At 52.7% G+C, this 12,281-nt stretch carries 24 protein-coding genes; 1 reads left to right on the forward strand and 23 read right to left on the reverse strand.

What is annotated here, in order from left to right; all coding sequences use genetic code 11:
• Positions 1 to 46 precede the first annotated feature (46 nt).
• From secY to tuf, 23 genes are all read right to left on the reverse strand, one after another.
• Complete coding sequence (secY, locus tag TREAZ_RS15595) at positions 47 to 1,375, reverse strand: preprotein translocase subunit SecY (RefSeq protein WP_015712860.1); 1,329 nt, start codon at positions 1,373 to 1,375, stop codon at positions 47 to 49.
• Positions 1,368 to 1,808, reverse strand: a complete 441-nt coding sequence (rplO, locus tag TREAZ_RS15600; protein WP_015712861.1) for a 50S ribosomal protein L15 — start codon at positions 1,806 to 1,808, stop codon at positions 1,368 to 1,370. The genes secY and rplO overlap by 8 nt, the downstream gene beginning before the upstream one ends.
• Entirely contained in the window at positions 1,808 to 1,990 is a 183-nt protein-coding gene (rpmD, locus tag TREAZ_RS15605) for a 50S ribosomal protein L30 (RefSeq protein WP_015712862.1), read from the reverse strand. Before rpmD ends, rplO begins: the two co-directional genes overlap by 1 nt.
• Position 1,991: 1 nt before the next feature.
• Positions 1,992 to 2,573 (reverse strand): 30S ribosomal protein S5, encoded by a 582-nt coding sequence (gene rpsE, locus TREAZ_RS15610; RefSeq protein WP_015712863.1) that lies wholly within the window; start codon positions 2,571 to 2,573, stop codon positions 1,992 to 1,994.
• A gap of 8 nt (positions 2,574 to 2,581) precedes the next feature.
• Positions 2,582 to 2,944, reverse strand: coding sequence for a 50S ribosomal protein L18 (rplR, locus tag TREAZ_RS15615; protein ID WP_015712864.1), 363 nt, complete (start codon positions 2,942 to 2,944; stop codon positions 2,582 to 2,584).
• An 8-nt stretch (positions 2,945 to 2,952) separates the two neighbouring features.
• The gene (rplF, locus tag TREAZ_RS15620) at positions 2,953 to 3,492 is read right to left on the reverse strand and encodes a 50S ribosomal protein L6 (protein WP_015712865.1); all 540 of its coding nucleotides are present in this window, start codon (positions 3,490 to 3,492) and stop codon (positions 2,953 to 2,955) included.
• A gap of 12 nt (positions 3,493 to 3,504) precedes the next feature.
• Complete coding sequence (rpsH, locus tag TREAZ_RS15625) at positions 3,505 to 3,903, reverse strand: 30S ribosomal protein S8 (protein ID WP_015712866.1); 399 nt, start codon at positions 3,901 to 3,903, stop codon at positions 3,505 to 3,507.
• Between the two features lie 9 nt (positions 3,904 to 3,912).
• On the reverse strand, positions 3,913 to 4,098 hold the full coding sequence (locus TREAZ_RS15630) for a type Z 30S ribosomal protein S14 (RefSeq protein WP_015712867.1): 186 nt from the start codon (positions 4,096 to 4,098) through the stop codon (positions 3,913 to 3,915).
• A gap of 10 nt (positions 4,099 to 4,108) precedes the next feature.
• Positions 4,109 to 4,660 carry a 50S ribosomal protein L5 gene (gene rplE, locus TREAZ_RS15635; protein ID WP_015712868.1) on the reverse strand — a complete coding sequence of 184 codons (552 nt, stop codon included), beginning with the start codon at positions 4,658 to 4,660 and terminating at the stop codon, positions 4,109 to 4,111.
• Positions 4,660 to 4,986 (reverse strand): 50S ribosomal protein L24, encoded by a 327-nt coding sequence (gene rplX, locus TREAZ_RS15640; RefSeq protein WP_015712869.1) that lies wholly within the window; start codon positions 4,984 to 4,986, stop codon positions 4,660 to 4,662. The genes rplE and rplX overlap by 1 nt, the downstream gene beginning before the upstream one ends.
• A 9-nt stretch (positions 4,987 to 4,995) precedes the next feature.
• Positions 4,996 to 5,367 carry a 50S ribosomal protein L14 gene (gene rplN / locus TREAZ_RS15645; protein ID WP_015712870.1) on the reverse strand — a complete coding sequence of 124 codons (372 nt, stop codon included), beginning with the start codon at positions 5,365 to 5,367 and terminating at the stop codon, positions 4,996 to 4,998.
• Between the two features lie 15 nt (positions 5,368 to 5,382).
• Positions 5,383 to 5,655, reverse strand: coding sequence for a 30S ribosomal protein S17 (gene rpsQ / locus TREAZ_RS15650; protein ID WP_015712871.1), 273 nt, complete (start codon positions 5,653 to 5,655; stop codon positions 5,383 to 5,385).
• A gap of 3 nt (positions 5,656 to 5,658) precedes the next feature.
• Positions 5,659 to 5,886 (reverse strand): 50S ribosomal protein L29, encoded by a 228-nt coding sequence (rpmC, locus tag TREAZ_RS15655; protein ID WP_015712872.1) that lies wholly within the window; start codon positions 5,884 to 5,886, stop codon positions 5,659 to 5,661.
• Positions 5,887 to 5,895: 9 nt separating this feature from the next.
• The gene (gene rplP / locus TREAZ_RS15660) at positions 5,896 to 6,321 is read right to left on the reverse strand and encodes a 50S ribosomal protein L16 (protein ID WP_015712873.1); all 426 of its coding nucleotides are present in this window, start codon (positions 6,319 to 6,321) and stop codon (positions 5,896 to 5,898) included.
• Positions 6,322 to 6,323: 2 nt separating this feature from the next.
• Positions 6,324 to 7,031 (reverse strand): 30S ribosomal protein S3, encoded by a 708-nt coding sequence (gene rpsC / locus TREAZ_RS15665; RefSeq protein ID WP_015712874.1) that lies wholly within the window; start codon positions 7,029 to 7,031, stop codon positions 6,324 to 6,326.
• Positions 7,032 to 7,400 (reverse strand): 50S ribosomal protein L22, encoded by a 369-nt coding sequence (rplV, locus tag TREAZ_RS15670; protein WP_015712875.1) that lies wholly within the window; start codon positions 7,398 to 7,400, stop codon positions 7,032 to 7,034.
• 11 nt (positions 7,401 to 7,411) lie between these two features.
• Positions 7,412 to 7,693 carry a 30S ribosomal protein S19 gene (gene rpsS / locus TREAZ_RS15675; protein ID WP_015712876.1) on the reverse strand — a complete coding sequence of 94 codons (282 nt, stop codon included), beginning with the start codon at positions 7,691 to 7,693 and terminating at the stop codon, positions 7,412 to 7,414.
• Between the two features lie 11 nt (positions 7,694 to 7,704).
• The gene (gene rplB / locus TREAZ_RS15680; protein ID WP_015712877.1) at positions 7,705 to 8,532 is read right to left on the reverse strand and encodes a 50S ribosomal protein L2; all 828 of its coding nucleotides are present in this window, start codon (positions 8,530 to 8,532) and stop codon (positions 7,705 to 7,707) included.
• Positions 8,533 to 8,538: 6 nt separating this feature from the next.
• Positions 8,539 to 8,823 (reverse strand): 50S ribosomal protein L23, encoded by a 285-nt coding sequence (locus tag TREAZ_RS15685; protein ID WP_043923579.1) that lies wholly within the window; start codon positions 8,821 to 8,823, stop codon positions 8,539 to 8,541.
• Complete coding sequence (rplD, locus tag TREAZ_RS15690) at positions 8,823 to 9,521, reverse strand: 50S ribosomal protein L4 (protein ID WP_015712879.1); 699 nt, start codon at positions 9,519 to 9,521, stop codon at positions 8,823 to 8,825. Before rplD ends, TREAZ_RS15685 begins: the two co-directional genes overlap by 1 nt.
• A 4-nt stretch (positions 9,522 to 9,525) precedes the next feature.
• Positions 9,526 to 10,161 (reverse strand): 50S ribosomal protein L3, encoded by a 636-nt coding sequence (rplC, locus tag TREAZ_RS15695; protein ID WP_015712880.1) that lies wholly within the window; start codon positions 10,159 to 10,161, stop codon positions 9,526 to 9,528.
• 124 nt (positions 10,162 to 10,285) lie between these two features.
• On the reverse strand, positions 10,286 to 10,594 hold the full coding sequence (gene rpsJ, locus TREAZ_RS15700) for a 30S ribosomal protein S10 (protein WP_043923154.1): 309 nt from the start codon (positions 10,592 to 10,594) through the stop codon (positions 10,286 to 10,288).
• A gap of 119 nt (positions 10,595 to 10,713) precedes the next feature.
• Entirely contained in the window at positions 10,714 to 11,913 is a 1,200-nt protein-coding gene (tuf, locus tag TREAZ_RS15705; protein WP_015712882.1) for an elongation factor Tu, read from the reverse strand.
• A 125-nt stretch (positions 11,914 to 12,038) separates the two neighbouring features.
• Between tuf and TREAZ_RS15710 the strand changes: the two genes are divergently transcribed.
• Positions 12,039 to 12,239 carry a hypothetical protein gene (locus tag TREAZ_RS15710; protein WP_015712883.1) on the forward strand — a complete coding sequence of 67 codons (201 nt, stop codon included), beginning with the start codon at positions 12,039 to 12,041 and terminating at the stop codon, positions 12,237 to 12,239.
• Positions 12,240 to 12,281 lie beyond the last annotated feature (42 nt).

Genomic DNA, 12,281 nt, shown 5'->3' on the forward strand with positions numbered 1-12,281 from the left:
GAACTTTCATTAAACCAAATCTTTGAGCTTTGGTCAATCTTCAATACTACAGGTTCCGTCCCCTGAGCCGTCCCTTCCTTGTGAGTCCCTCGTGATGATGCATCTTGAGAAGGCCCTCCACCTGGCTCATGGTATCGAGGTCAACGCCTACCAGGATGAGGAGGGAAGTGCCGCCCATGAGGTACGAAATGGACGAAGGGAAGTTAAAGGCCCATTGGATAAAGGTCGGTATAACCGCAATAAGGGCCAAATAAAGCGAACCGGGAAGCACGATGCGGTTGAGGATCTTGGTAAGATATTCCTCAATACGCTCGGACCTGATGCCCGGTATGGAACCGCCGTTCTCCCTAATGTTCTTGGCAATTTCTATGGGATTCAAGCTTACCTGGGTATAGAAATAGGCGAAGAATATGATGAGAATCACGTACAGGACATTGTACAGGGGACCTCGGGGAGTCAAAACATTGGAAACCGCCGCCAGCCAAGGCACATTCCCGCCTATAGTCGAAGCTATTTGCAGGGGGAAAGTGAGAATAGAGGAAGCAAAAATGACGGGAATAACCCCTGAAGGATTGATCTTGAAGGGGATATATGTATTCTGGGCGCCGTACATGCGGCGGCCCACAACCCGTTTGGCATAGTTCACCTGAATCTTGCGCTGTCCCTGCTGCTCAAACACGACCAGCGCGACAACCGCCACGAACATCACAAAAACTACGATGACGAACACCAGGTTGAGGTCTCCGCTCCGCACCCGCTGCATGAGCTCCCACAATGCTTGGGGCAGACGAGCCACGATGCCGGCGAAGATGAGAAGGGAAATGCCATTCCCGATGCCCCGCTGGGTGATCTGCTCACCTATCCACATGAGGAACATAGTTCCTGTGGTTACCGTGAGCATAGCGATAAGCGTAAAGGGCACGATATTCATGGAAAGGAGGTTTTCAACGCTCCTTGAAATGCTCTGGGCATACTGGGTCACGGCAAAGGACTGAATCAGGCTGACCACTATGGTTCCCATTCGCTGGTAGGACTGGATCTTCTTCCGACCCCCCTCTTCCTGGGAGATTTTCTTCAGCCTGGGAAACACGATGATGAGAAGCTGCATGATGATGGACATGGAGATATAGGGCATGATCCCCAGCATGAACACAGAAAAGTTGGAAAAAGCGCCGCCGGCAAAGAAGTCGAGGTAGTCCACGATGGCGTTCCCCGAATTCGCCTGGGAAAGGAAATAAGCGTTCAGCTCCTGCACGTTGATCCCGGGTATGGGAAGCACCGCGCCGACCCTGAACACCACCAGCATCAGAGCAGTAAAGATGATGCGCTCCCTGAGTTCCTTTACCCTGAAGATACCGACTAATGGATTAGCCATCTATGGTTCCCTCGGCCTTAAGGATTTTTTCTTTGGCAGATGCGGAAATGTGGGCGATTTTGAAGCTGAGCTTCTTGGTGAGATCCCCGTCGCCGAGGATCTTGACCGGGCTGGCGCCCTTAACGAGGCCGCTCTTAAGGAGAGAAGCTTCGTCCACCGTATCGCCTGAGTCAAAACGTTTGTCAATCTCGCCCAGGTTAACCACCTGGTAAGTTTTCTTGAAAGGATAGTTTGAGAAGCCCCGGTGGGCCAAGCGCCGGTAGAGGGGCATCTGGCCGCCTTCGAACCCGACATAGGTCTTTCCACCCGAACGGGATTTCTGCCCTTTGTTGCCTTTTCCGGCAGTGGTACCACGGCCTGAGCCCTGGCCCCGTCCTATGATACGCTTCTTTTTATTGGCGCCCTCGGGGGCGTGCAAATTAAAATCGTGCATTACTTTATCTCCTCAACAGAGACCAAATGGGAAACAACCTTCACCATGCCGAGAATTGCGGAGCTTGCCTCCTGCTCGGAGGAAGATCCTATCTTCCGCAAACCCAGGGCGCGGACAGTGGCCCGCTGTTTGGGCAGGGATCCTATAACACTCTTGACGAGCTTAATCCGTATTTTTGCCATATTATCCCCAGAATTCCTTGAGGGACTTGCCCCGGTTTTTGGATACGCTTCTGGCATCCAGCATCTTGCTGATGCAGTCGAAGGTAGCCTTGACCACGTTATACTGGCTCGAAGCGCCAATGGACTTTGAAAGCACATCCGTAACGCCCCCAGCTTCCATGATGGCCCGCACAGGGCCGCCGGCTATGATACCGGTTCCTGAACAAGCGGGCTTTAAAAGCACCCGCGAAGCCTTGAACACCCCCTCGATTTCGTGGGGGATGGTCCCGTTCTTCACCGGGAGGAGGATGAGGTTCCTCTTGGCCCTGTCTATGCTCTTGCGTATGGCTTCGGAAACATCGTTGGCCTTGCCGAAGCCGAAGCCCACTTTGCCCTTCCTGTCGCCAATGACGGTGAGTGCGGAGAAGGAGAACCTGCGCCCGCCCTTCACGACCTTGGCGGTACGGTTGAGCTTGACAAGCTTCTCAATGAATTCTTTTTCGGCGGCGTCCCGGTCGCGATCGCGGTTTCTGTCCCGTCCTCCGCCCCTGCGGCCATCGCCCCTGCCTTCTCTTCCTTCGTCTCTACCCTGCGCGTTTTCCATTCCGCCCCCTAAAACTGGATCCCGGCTTTGCGGACTCCATCGGCCATGGCCTTAACCACGCCGTGATACAAATAGCCGTTCCTGTCGAACACGACTGTCTTGATATTCTTTTCGATAAGGCGTTTTCCCATGATTTCGCCAAGCTGGGAAGCGCCGGTTATATTCGGCTTGAGGGCCTTAAACTCTTTTTCCAGAGTGGAGACAGAAGCCAAAGTGTTGCCTTTGTCATCGTCGATGATCTGGATGGAGAGGTTCTTATTGCTCCTGAAGACGCTCATCCTCGGGCGCTCGGCAGTGCCCGAAACCGCCTTGCGGATATGGGTCTTCCTCTTAAGCCGTTTTCTGTCTTTCTCGACCATTTTTCGCAGCATGATTTACCCTATTTAACGCCGGACTTGCCGACTTTCCTTCTGATCTGTTCGTTGTCATAACGGATGCCCTTGCCCTTGTAAGGCTCAGGAAGCCGGAGCTTGCGGATCTGGGAGGCAAGTTCGCCCACCCTCTGCTTGTCGATGCCGGTAACTGTTACCCTGCCATTGGCATCGGCAGTTACGGTAAGGTCCCCGGGTATGCCCACGAAAATATCGCTGGAATAGCCGAGGCTCATCACCAGGAGCTTGCCCTGCACTTCGGCGCGGTAACCCACACCGGTGATAAGGAGCACCTTGGTGAACCCTGTGGATACCCCGGTAACCATATTATTGAGGAGATTGCGGTACAGCCCATGAAAGGACTTGGTCTGCTTTTCCTCATTGGGCCGGCTGACAACGATTTCATCGCCTTTATCCTCAAACTGGATAATGGGATGGTACTTTTGAGTGAGCTTTCCCTTGGGGCCTTCGACTGTCATCACTTCGTTGGCGAAGCTGACTTTGACGCCCTTGGGGACTTTCACCGGTATTCTTCCTATACGCGACATACTTACAACCTCTTACCAGACGGTACAGATTATTTCGCCGCCGACTTTCTTTTCGGCGGCCTTCTTGCCGGTGGTAACCCCCATCGAAGTTGAAACGATAAGGGTTCCGTAACCATTCAACACCCTGGGCATGGTTTTATAGCCCATATAAACCCGGCGTCCGGGTTTGGAAACTTTCTCTATGCCATGGATAATGGGGCCGGTCTTCTCATCGTATTTGAGGAAGACTCGGATCACATTGGCCCCTTCCTGGCTGGCCTTCTTGAAATTCTTGATATACCCTTCGGTCTTTAGGATCTTCACAATCTCAAGCTTGAGTTTGGAGGTGGGGATATCAACTTTTTCATGTCCTGCCATTCCGGCATTCCGGATTTTGGTCAGCATATCCGCAACGGGATCAGAAACGCTCATCCTATTCTCCTACCAACTTGATTTTGTAACGCCGGGAATAAGTCCCTCGCTCGCCAATTTGCGGAAGCAGAGACGGCACATCTCAAATTTCCTTAAATAGCCCCGGGCCCTGCCGCAGATACGGCAGCGGTTGACTTTCCTGGTTTTATATTTAGGCGTCCTGAGCGCCTTAATAATCATCGCTTTTCTTGCCATTAACTCCCCCTTATTTCCTGAAGGGCATGCCGAATTTGGTGAGGAAGGCCTTGGCCTCCGCATCTGTCTTCGCCGTCGTTACGATGGCGATATTCAATCCGGCTACGCGCTCTATTTTATCGAAGTCTATTTCCGGGAAAATGATCTGCTCTATGATGCCCATGGAATAATTGCCATGCCCGTCAAAAGCGTTCTGGTTGATGCCCCTGAAGTCCTTGACACGGGGAAGGGCCACATTCACCAGCCTGTCCATGAATTCGTACATCATGGTTCCCCTCAAGGTTACCCTGGCGCCGATTTCCTGGCCTGCCCTGATCTTGAAGTTTGCGATGCTCTTCCTGGCCTTGGTCTTTACGGCCTTTTGCCCGGTGATGAGGGTAAGGTCGTCTATGGCCGCGTCCAGAAGCTTCTTGTTCACCAGGGCCTCGCCCACGCCCATGCTCACCACAATCTTGTGGAGCCTGGGTATCTGCATGACCGATTTGTAGGAAAAATCCTTCAACATCTCGGGGGCTATAGTATCCCGGTATATCTTCTTGAGCCGGGGTTCATAACCTTTCATTATAACGCCTCCCCGCATTTCCGGCAGACCCGTGTTTTGGTCTCGCCGCTGATTTTATAGCCTATCCGGGTAGGTCCGCATTTTTTGCAGACCAAAGCCACATTGGAGATGTGGAGGGCCGCTTCGATTTCCACAATGCCGCCCCTGTCCTGCTGGTTCTTGCGCTTCTTCGCCTTTTTGACGATGTTGGCGCCTTCTACCACCACCCTGTCCTTGTCGCGGAGGATCTTGAGTATGCGCCCGCGCTTACCCTTGTCCTTGCCCGCGATAATCTCCACGGTGTCGTCTTTCTTCAGTTTAAATTTATGTTCCGCTGTTTCAGCCATAATCCGCTCCTATAACACCTCAGGGGCCAGGGAAACGATCTTCATATAATCGCCCTTTTCCCGAAGCTCCCGGGCCACAGGCCCGAAGATACGCTTTCCCTTGGGGTTAAGCGCCGCGTCAATGATGACACAGGCGTTATCGTCAAACCTGATGTAGGTTCCGTCAGAACGGCGGTACTCTTTGTGAGTTCTGACCACTACCGCTTTTTCCACGGTTCCTTTCTTGATTGCCGAGGTAGGCAGGGCATCTTTGACGGCCACCACGATAATATCGCCAATGCTGGCATATTTCCGCTTGGAGCCGCCGAGAACTTTGATGCACTGTACTATCTTGGCTCCTGAATTGTCCGCCACATTCAGGTAACTCTCTACTTGAATCATTGCTCTTGAACTCCCTTATTTGGCGCGTTCCAGGATTTCCGCCAGCTTCCAGCACTTTTCCTTGCTGATAGGCCGGCATTCAACCACCCGTACCCTGTCGCCGATCTTGGCGTCATTTTTCTCGTCATGGGCCTTGACCTTCTTGGTCTTGACCACGTACTTCTTGTAGAGGGGATGGAGGGCCGTGGTCTGAATAGTCACCACAATGGTCTTGTCCATCTTGTCGCTCTTTACGATGCCTACAAATTCCTTTTTGCCGCTTTTGGCCTGTGCTGCTTCTTCTGCCACGGTTTACTCCTTTGCCCCGCCCTGCGGCAGAGCCTTGCCCTGCTGGGCGATCTCCTGCGCGCGGATAAGGGTGTTAAGCCGGGCGATCTGACGGCGGAGAGTCCGTTTTTGAAGGGGATTCTCCACATGCCCGATAATCATCTGGAACCGGAAATCATGGTACTTCCGGTTGAGTTCTTCCCGCTTTACCTTAAGCTCGGGGAACGAAAGGTTCTTGAATGAATTCTTCATTGCTATCCCCTAGGCTCCCAGTTCCATATCGGAACGGGCAACGAATTTGGATTTGATGGGTAGCTTCGCGCCGGCTAATTTCATGGCCTGTTCAGCCAGGGCCTTGTCGATGCCGCCCAATTCAAACATAACGGTTCCGGGTTTTACCACGGCTACCCAGTATTCGGGAGCGCCCTTGCCTTTGCCCATGCGGGTTTCAGCGGGCTTCTTCGAATAGGGCTTGTCCGGGTAAATCCTGATCCAGAGCTTGCCGCCCCTCTTGATGTGCCTGTTCATGGCAATACGGGCGGCTTCGATCTGCCTGTTGGTGATCCACATACGATCAAGGGAAACAAGGGCAAAATCGCCAAAGGCTATCGTGTTTCCCCGGGTGGCATTCCCGGGCATATTCCCGCGCTGTACTTTTCGATGCTTAACGCGCTTTGGGCTTAACATGGTTAATTACTCCTCCCGGGGAACCTGTCCCTTCGCTTGCGCACCAATGCGCCGGCGTCTTCTTTCTGTTCCTTGCCGTATTTCATGCCGTTGTACACCCAGACCTTGACGCCGATGGCGCCGAAAGTGGTGTGGGCTTCGGCAAAACCGTAATCGATATCCGCCCTGAGGGTGTGGAGGGGTATGCGCCCTTCCTTGGCTTCCTCGGTGCGGGACATTTCAGCGCCACCGAGGCGGCCCGAAAGCCTGATCTTCACGCCCTGGGCATTGCCCTTCTTGATGGCGTTCTGAATGGCCTGTTTCATAGTGCGCCTGAACGAGGAACGGGCCAAAAGCTGACGAGCCACATTCTGGGCTATGATCTGGGAATTGGCATCGGCATTGCGGACTTCTTTTATCTTGATCTGCACTTTTTTGGAAACGTGCTTCTGGAGATCCGCTCCGATTTTTTCGATGTTCGCGCCTTTGACGCCGATGATGACGCCGGGGCGGGCAGTGTGAATGGTGATGATAATGCGCTGGGGGTGCCTGATAATTTCAAGCTCCGCAATATCCGCTCCCTTGGTCTCGGGCAAGTCCATGATGAACTTGCGGAGCCTGAGATCTTCGTGAAGGGTATCGGCATATTCTTTGGGATCCACATACCAGATGGATGCCCAGGTCTTATTGATTCCCAAGCGAAGCCCAATAGGGTTTACTTTCTGTCCCATTTATTTCCCCGCCTTTGCAGTTTCGTCGATAACCACCGTGATATGGCACAAGCGTTTAAGGAGCATGTCGGCCCGGCCCCGTGCGCGGAACCATACCCGCTTCATGCGGGGGCCTTCGTCTATCATTATTTCCTTGACGTAAAGCATATCTTCTTCAAGCTGCTTGTTCTGGTTCAATGCGTTGGATGCGGCGGAAACCACGGTCTTCCGTATCAGCCTTGCGCCTTTGTGGGGCATATTCTCCAGAATGGAGACTGCCTCTGTATAGGGTTTCCGCCTGATAAGGTCGGCCACAGGCCTGATCTTGAAAGGAGAAACGATGAGGTATTTGGTTACCGCTTTGTAGCCGCTCTTCTCTGTATTTGCCATTTTCCGCCCGCTTACTTCGCTGCAGCCTTTTTGTCCGAACCGCCATGTCCCCGGAATATCCGGGTCGGTGAGAATTCGCCCAATTTATGGCCGACAAGATTTTCCGTGATATACACGGGAATCCAGGTTTTTCCGTTATACACCGAGATAGTCCCTCCGACCATTTCGGGAATGATAGTTGAACAACGGGAATAGGTTTTAATCATCTTCCTTTCCCCGGACTTGCTCATATCCAGTACTTTTTTGTAGAGGCTCTTCTCAATGAAGGGCCCCTTCTTTATGGACCTTGACACCTTTTATACCCCTATTTCTTGTTCCGGCTCACGATGAACCGGGACGAAGGCTTGTGCTTGCTTCGGGTTTTGAAACCCTTGGTCGGCTGGCCCCAGGGGCTAACCGGATGAATACCCTTGCTTTTTCCTTCACCGCCTCCATGGGGGTGATCAACCGGGTTCATGGCCATGCCGCGTACCGTGGGCCTTACACCCATCCAGCGCTTGCGTCCGGCCTTGCCGATCTGTACGTTCATGTGGTCTTCGTTGCCCACGGTCCCGATGGTGGCATAGCATTTTTTGAACACCATGCGCATCTCGCCCGAGGGAAGCTTGACGGTAACGTAATCGCCTTCTTTGGCGGCAATGAGGGCGCCCGATCCTGCGGATCTGGCCATCTGCCCGCCCCTGCCGAGGGTCAGTTCGATGTTGTGCACTGTGAAGCCCAGGGGGATGTTTTCCAGGGGAAGGGCATTCCCCGGCTCTATGGGAGCGTCGGGTCCGCTGATTACTTTCGCGCTTACCGTAAGGCCCTTGGGGGCTATGATATAGCGTTTTTCGCCGTCAACATAATTGACCAGGGCAATATTGGCGCTTCTATTGGGATCATATTCGATGGTAACGACAGTGCCGGGGATGCCGATCTTGTCGCGCTTGAAATCCACCACGCGGTAGAGCCTTTTGTGGCCTCCACCCTTGTGCCGCACCGAAATGCGCCCGAAGCTGTCCCGCCCTGCCCGCTCTTTGCGACCGGATGTAAGGGATTTTTCGGGACGTGTGTTCTTGGTAAGATCCGAGAAATCTAGGCTCTGCCAAGCCCTCATTCCCGGGGTAATCGGTCTGTATGTTTTGATTCCCATTTTCTCTTACACTCCCTCGAAGACGGAAATCTTCTCGTCTTTTGCCAGGCGGACTATGGCTTTTTTCCAAGTGGCGGTATAGCCGGCCTTGTAGCGCTGCCGCTTGGGCTTGCCTCCCACTACCATAGTGGTACAGGCGATAGGGTGCACATTGTAAAGCTTGCGCACCGCTTCCTTTATCTGGATCTTGGTAGCCCTGGGGTCCACCTTGAAAACATATTTGCCTTCTTCACGGAGCACATTGGCTTTTTCAGAAAGAACCGGCTCTATCAGGATCTGCTCGTAGTTGATCATTCAGCGGCCCCCTCAGCTTTTTCAGCGGCGTAAAAATCGTTGAGCTTTTTTGCCGCGCTTTCGGTCATGATAATACTGCGGCCGTAAAAGAGGTCGTGGGCCCTGAGCCGGTTATGCGAAAGGAAGGAGAGCCAGGAAATATTGTTCCCCGCCTGCTTTATCATCCTGACCCCTGGCAATACTTCGGCCCTGTCATCTTTTTCGGTCTTGACATCCACTTCTTCGCCCCGAAGGACCAGTACAGTCCGCAAGCCGGGGCCAAAGTTTTTGAGAATCCCAAGGAGATCCTTGGTCTTTCCCGATTCGACCGTAAAGTCCTCGACGATCTTAAGCATATCGCTCTGGACCTTCAGGCTGAGAATGGTTTTAATAGCCAATTGCTTTGCCTTTTTAGGCATGGAATAGGAAAAATCCCGGGGCTTGGGGCCGAATACAACGCCGCCGCCGACCATGATGGGGGATTTTTTGTCGCCCCGACGGGCGCGGCCTGTACCCTTCTGCTTGTAAGGCTTGGCATTGGAACCGTGGACTTCGCCGCGATCCTTGGTGCTTGCATTACCCTGCCTCTTGTTCGCCAGTTCGTTATTGATGGCGTACCAGATCACATCCTCGTTGATGGGGAGACCGAAAACGGCATCCGCCAATTCGATGCTTCTGACTTCTTTTCCGCCAGTGGAATATACTTTACAATTCATTCCGTTACCTCTTCACCGCGGCTCTGACGACCACGAGGCCTTTATTTACCCCAGGAACCGCCCCGCGTATCATAACGAGATGCTTCTCGGTATCCACCTTGATCACCTTGAGGCTCAAAACCGTGGTCTTTTCCCTGCCCATGCGACCGGGGAGTTTGACGTTCTTAAAGGTCTTGCCAGGATACGTTGACTGACCGGTGGAACCAGGTTCGCGGTGGAACTTGGAACCATGGGAGGCGCGGCCACCGGAAAAATTCCAGCGTTTTAAAACGCCCTGGAATCCTTTACCTTTGGAAACACCGCACACATCGACATAGCGGATACCTTCGAAGACTTCCGCCCCGAGGACATCCCCAACTGCCACTTCTTTTTCAAAATCCCTGAATTCCTTCACCGTCTTTTTGGCGACGATGTTTTCCGGGAACTGTCCGGCATAAGGTTTGGACGTTTTGGGCTTGCCGTCTTTATCCAATTTTATGTCATCTATCCCGAGGAGCACGGCGTCATAGCCATCCTTTTCCCCGGTTTTCTGGGCAACAACCACGTTCGGATCGATGCGCACAACCGTTACAGGAACGAGATTGCCCACTTCGTCGAAGACCTGGGTCATACCCACTTTTCTGGCCATAAGACCTAACATTGCTTACTCCAATTCATCGGCACGCTATCCCGGGTTCGGGGACCGTCTGCTGTTAAAAATCTGCAAGCAGATTTTTAACTTGGAGTTTTTCTAACGAAAAACTCCACTAAAGGCTTAACAAGCCTTACTGTTTAATCTCTACATCTACTCCGGCGGGAAGCTCAAGCTTCATCAGGGCGTCCATCACCTCGGGTGAAGGATTTATGATGTCAATCAGCCTTTTGTGAGTCCGCATCTCGAACTGCTCCCTGGCTTTCTTGTTGACATGGGGGGAACGAAGCACCGTCACCTTGTTTATACGGGTCGGAAGGGGTATGGGGCCGGTCACTTTGGCTCCCGCCTTCTGCACGTTTTGAACGATGGACTTCGCGCTCTGATCTATCAATTCCACGTCGAAACCGCGCAGCCGCACGCGAATTCGTTCCTTAGTCATTGTCCCTCCAGTGGGGAACCTCAGCGCTTTGCGCTTCGGTGGAGATTCCCGTTTATAGACGGCAAAGCGTTTGACCCTGGCTGATACCAAAGCCAAACGCTCGCATCAATAAAAAGCGTTTACTCTATGATCTCGACAACCTGTCCGGAAGCTACGGTCTTGCCGCCTTCGCGGATAGCGAACTTAAGCCCCTTTTCCATTGCGATAGGGTGAATCAGCTCGCCGAAAATCTCGGTGTTGTCGCCGGGCATTACCATTTCCTTGCCTTCGGGAAGTTTGACTGTGCCGGTAATGTCGGTGGTCCTGAAATAGAACTGGGGACGGTAGCCGGTGAAGAAGGGGCTGTGTCGGCCGCCTTCAGTCTGGGACAGACAGTAGATCTGGCCCTTGAACTTGCTGTGGGGGGTGATAGTACCGGGCTTGGCAAGCACTTGGCCGCGCTCGACTTCTTTCTTGTCTATACCGCGAAGCAGGGCACCGATGTTATCGCCGGCCTGGCCTTCGTCGAGGAGCTTGTTGAACATTTCGATACCGGTAATAACCGTCTTTTTGGTGGGCTTGATACCGATGATTTCGAGTTCTTCGTTCAGCTTGACGATACCGCGATCCACCTTGCCGGTTACTACAGTACCGCGGCCGGAAATCGTGAATACGTCTTCGATGGGCATAAGGAAGGGTTTGTCCGAATCGCGGACAGGATCGGGGAAATAGGCGTCCATGGCGTCCAGGAGTTCCTGGATGCACTTGGAGTTTTCGGTTTCCTCGCCCTTATTGAGGTCTTCCATGGCCTTGAAGGCAGAACCCTTGATAATGGGGATCTCTCCGCCCGGGAAGCCGTTGGCATTGAGCACGTCCTTGATTTCCTCTTCAACCAGTTCGAGGAGTTCAGGATCGTCCACCAGGTCTATCTTGTTGAGGAAGACAATGATGTTGGGCACGCCTACCTGGCGGGCAAGAATGATATGCTCCCTGGTCTGGGGCATAACCGAGTCGGGGGCTGACACCACGAGAACGGCGCCGTCCATCTGGGCAGCACCAGTGATCATGTTTTTAATGTAGTCGGCATGTCCGGGACAGTCGATGTGGGCATAGTGCCTCTTTTCGGACTGGTACTCCAGGTGCCTGGTATTGATGGTGATACCGCGGGCTTTCTCTTCAGGCGCGTTATCAATATCATCAAACTTCATGATCTTGTCGCCGTATTTTTTACCACAATACATAGTGATAGCGGCGGAGAGGGTGGTTTTCCCATGGTCGACGTGACCGATGGTCCCGACATTCATGTGGATCTTTGTTCGATTGAACTTATCCTTGGCCATTACGTGTCCTCCTTACTCTTTGGGCACACAAAATGATTCTGCTTCACTGCATCCTCGCGCCATCCGCGAAGCATGCTTAAACCCGCATACCGCAGGCTGTTTTCTTTTTAACGGGAATATAGATTATGAAAGGATTGAACGAAAGCGCAAGGAAGATCCTTGCAGATAAAAAACCGGAGGGTTTTCTACGTTCCACCTATCTCATCTATAAATCCGCTGGGGAGTACCCAAGGGCATTCCCCGATGATCGGTTTGGAAACCTAAATGGTTTCAAAGATCGCTGGGTTCAGCAGAACCCTGAAAAGCCAATATACAGGCTTTTCTAAAAAGTGTCAAGTGCAATTTGCACAATACGGCTTGCTTTGGCA

Source organism: Leadbettera azotonutricia ZAS-9 (assembly GCF_000214355.1).
GTDB classification, from domain to species: Bacteria; Spirochaetota; Spirochaetia; order Treponematales; family Breznakiellaceae; genus Leadbettera; species Leadbettera azotonutricia.

What these genes read in the sequence shown, in the direction of transcription:
- secY (WP_015712860.1), bottom strand. Translation starts at nt 1,375, where the DNA reads ATGGCTAATCCATTAGTCGGTATCTTCAGGGTAAAGGAACTCAGGGAG.
- rplO (WP_015712861.1), bottom strand. Translation starts at nt 1,808, where the DNA reads ATGCACGATTTTAATTTGCACGCCCCCGAGGGCGCCAATAAAAAGAAG.
- rpmD (WP_015712862.1), bottom strand. Translation starts at nt 1,990, where the DNA reads ATGGCAAAAATACGGATTAAGCTCGTCAAGAGTGTTATAGGATCCCTG.
- rpsE (WP_015712863.1), bottom strand. Translation starts at nt 2,573, where the DNA reads ATGGAAAACGCGCAGGGTAGAGACGAAGGAAGAGAAGGCAGGGGCGAT.
- rplR (WP_015712864.1), bottom strand. Translation starts at nt 2,944, where the DNA reads ATGCTGCGAAAAATGGTCGAGAAAGACAGAAAACGGCTTAAGAGGAAG.
- rplF (WP_015712865.1), bottom strand. Translation starts at nt 3,492, where the DNA reads ATGTCGCGTATAGGAAGAATACCGGTGAAAGTCCCCAAGGGCGTCAAA.
- rpsH (WP_015712866.1), bottom strand. Translation starts at nt 3,903, where the DNA reads ATGAGCGTTTCTGATCCCGTTGCGGATATGCTGACCAAAATCCGGAAT.
- TREAZ_RS15630 (WP_015712867.1), bottom strand. Translation starts at nt 4,098, where the DNA reads ATGGCAAGAAAAGCGATGATTATTAAGGCGCTCAGGACGCCTAAATAT.
- rplE (WP_015712868.1), bottom strand. Translation starts at nt 4,660, where the DNA reads ATGAAAGGTTATGAACCCCGGCTCAAGAAGATATACCGGGATACTATA.
- rplX (WP_015712869.1), bottom strand. Translation starts at nt 4,986, where the DNA reads ATGGCTGAAACAGCGGAACATAAATTTAAACTGAAGAAAGACGACACC.
- rplN (WP_015712870.1), bottom strand. Translation starts at nt 5,367, where the DNA reads ATGATTCAAGTAGAGAGTTACCTGAATGTGGCGGACAATTCAGGAGCC.
- rpmC (WP_015712872.1), bottom strand. Translation starts at nt 5,886, where the DNA reads ATGAAGAATTCATTCAAGAACCTTTCGTTCCCCGAGCTTAAGGTAAAG.
- rplP (WP_015712873.1), bottom strand. Translation starts at nt 6,321, where the DNA reads ATGTTAAGCCCAAAGCGCGTTAAGCATCGAAAAGTACAGCGCGGGAAT.
- rpsC (WP_015712874.1), bottom strand. Translation starts at nt 7,031, where the DNA reads ATGGGACAGAAAGTAAACCCTATTGGGCTTCGCTTGGGAATCAATAAG.
- rplV (WP_015712875.1), bottom strand. Translation starts at nt 7,400, where the DNA reads ATGGCAAATACAGAGAAGAGCGGCTACAAAGCGGTAACCAAATACCTC.
- rplB (WP_015712877.1), bottom strand. Translation starts at nt 8,532, where the DNA reads ATGGGAATCAAAACATACAGACCGATTACCCCGGGAATGAGGGCTTGG.
- rplD (WP_015712879.1), bottom strand. Translation starts at nt 9,521, where the DNA reads ATGAATTGTAAAGTATATTCCACTGGCGGAAAAGAAGTCAGAAGCATC.
- rplC (WP_015712880.1), bottom strand. Translation starts at nt 10,161, where the DNA reads ATGTTAGGTCTTATGGCCAGAAAAGTGGGTATGACCCAGGTCTTCGAC.
- rpsJ (WP_043923154.1), bottom strand. Translation starts at nt 10,594, where the DNA reads ATGACTAAGGAACGAATTCGCGTGCGGCTGCGCGGTTTCGACGTGGAA.
- tuf (WP_015712882.1), bottom strand. Translation starts at nt 11,913, where the DNA reads ATGGCCAAGGATAAGTTCAATCGAACAAAGATCCACATGAATGTCGGG.
- TREAZ_RS15710 (WP_015712883.1), top strand. Translation starts at nt 12,039, where the DNA reads ATGAAAGGATTGAACGAAAGCGCAAGGAAGATCCTTGCAGATAAAAAA.